The organism is Aeromonas sp. R1-1 (assembly GCF_040908495.1).
Taxonomy (GTDB): Bacteria; Pseudomonadota; Gammaproteobacteria; order Enterobacterales; family Aeromonadaceae; genus Aeromonas; species Aeromonas veronii.
This window is the reverse complement of the sequence record NZ_JBFODV010000032.1, coordinates 1-1,707: the sequence shown is the minus strand read 5'-3', so window position 1 is coordinate 1,707 and position 1,707 is coordinate 1. Positions and strand designations below refer to the sequence as shown.

2 protein-coding genes and 1 pseudogene are annotated in these 1,707 nt (G+C 62.3%); all 3 read right to left on the bottom strand.

Going from position 1 to position 1,707, the window contains the following annotated elements:
* Window positions 1-1,021 (bottom strand): hydrogenase formation protein HypD (gene hypD, locus AB5Y92_RS01345; protein WP_368225245.1); only part of this gene is annotated, 1,021 nt, incomplete at its 3' end.
* The gene (locus tag AB5Y92_RS01340) at window positions 1,015-1,266 is read right to left on the bottom strand and encodes a HypC/HybG/HupF family hydrogenase formation chaperone (RefSeq protein WP_040065728.1); all 252 of its coding nucleotides are present in this window, start codon (window positions 1,264-1,266) and stop codon (window positions 1,015-1,017) included. The genes AB5Y92_RS01340 and hypD, both read right to left, overlap by 7 nt.
* A gap of 5 nt (window positions 1,267-1,271) precedes the next feature.
* Window positions 1,272-1,707 (bottom strand): annotated as a pseudogene (locus tag AB5Y92_RS01335) (carbamoyltransferase HypF); the annotation flags it as partial.

Below are 1,707 nucleotides of genomic sequence, written 5' to 3'. Positions count from 1 at the left end.
GGCCAAAGACTTTGCACTGGTTCGGTTTGGCCAGGCCGCGCAGGATATCGGCGCACTGGCACGCCTTGTGGTCATCGATGGGAGTCTGATTGAGCGCAAAGTGGCGCTCCGCATCGCGTTTGGCAAAGGCATCGCGCAGGCGCAGGGCGGAGGCGTTGATATCCCCCAGACCTCGCCAGCGAAAGTGCTCGCGGGTCTCGAAAAAGCGCTCGACCAGCCGCTGGGCGGCTTTATTGCCGCTGGCGGTGACGGCGCGGCTGTATTGCACCTCCAGCGCGTAGCGACCCTCTACCTTCTGGCGCACCATCATCAAGAGCGCCTCCATCACATCCACCGGTTCGAAGCCACTCACCACCACCGGTACCTGATAACGATCGACGATGGGCAGGTAGATATCGGCGCCGGTTATGACGCTGACGTGGGAGGGGCCGATAAAGGCGTTCACCTTGGCAACGCCGTCGGCCATCACTGCATGAATGGCAGGGGGCACCAGCACATGGTTGATATGAAACAGCAGATTCTCGACCTCTTGCTCTTCAGCGGCAGCAAGTAGCGCCGCTGTCATCGGGGTGGAGGTCTCGAAACCGATGGCGAAGAAGACCACGGTTTTCTCCGGATTCTCTTTGGCGATACGCAGGGCGTCTAGGGGGTCATAGACCGGGCGGATATCGCTCCCCTTGGCCCGCTGCTGTGCCAGCGTACCCTTGGAGCCCGGCACTCGGATCATGTCTCCCAGGGTGACCAGAATGACATTCGGTTGACTCGCCAGCTCGATGGCCTGATCGATGCGCTCTTTGGGCATGATGCAGACCGGGCAGCCGGGGCCGTGAACGAACTCGATGCTGGCCGGCAGCAGCTGGTGCAGGCCGTACTTCATGATGGTGTGGGTATGGCCGCCGCACACCTCCATCACCCGCAGCGGTTCGGGGAGATCTTTGGCCAGTTCGGTGATCTGGGCGGCGAGGGCGCGGATCACCTCGGGCTGGCGAAAGCCCTGGAACAGGTCATTCAAGGTCAGCATGGCAAGATATCCTGTTTGGGCATCAGGGCCACCATCTGGCGGAAGCTCTCGAGGCTGGCCTGCGCCTCCTCTTCGTCAATCTTGCTCATCACAAAGCCGATATGGAGCAGCACATAGTCGCCCACCTGGAGAGGCTCTTCGAGCAGCATGCAGCTGACGCGCCGCTGCACCCCCAGGGTGTCGACGGTGACGCAGTTATCTTCGGGGTGCAGCTGCACCACCTGAGAGGGGATGGATAGACACATGAATTTCAGGACTCCGACAAGGTGGCACAGCCGGTGGTGACAGGCTGATGCGTGGCAAGATGGTGGATGGCAAACCAGAGCTGACCGGCGGCGATGCCACCGTCATTGAGCGGCAGGGTTTCGCTGGTCAATACCTGCCGGCCGGCTGCTTCGAGTGCGGGTACCAGCTGATCCATCAGCACCCGGTTTTGAAAGACGCCGCCCCCGAGCGCCACCGGATAGCCGGGGAAGCGCTCGGCCAGAGCGATGACCAGAGCGCTGATGGCGCGGATAAAACCGGCGGCCAGACTGGCGGTGGAGGTGCCTTGGCGCCGCTCGCTGACAAGGGTATGGATGAGCTCGGCCCACTCGATCTGCAGCGGCCCTTCCGCTGATTGGCTGAGATCAAAGGCGAGGGGGAAGGGCTGTTCATCGGGGGCCAGCTGCAAGGCAGTCGCCTCC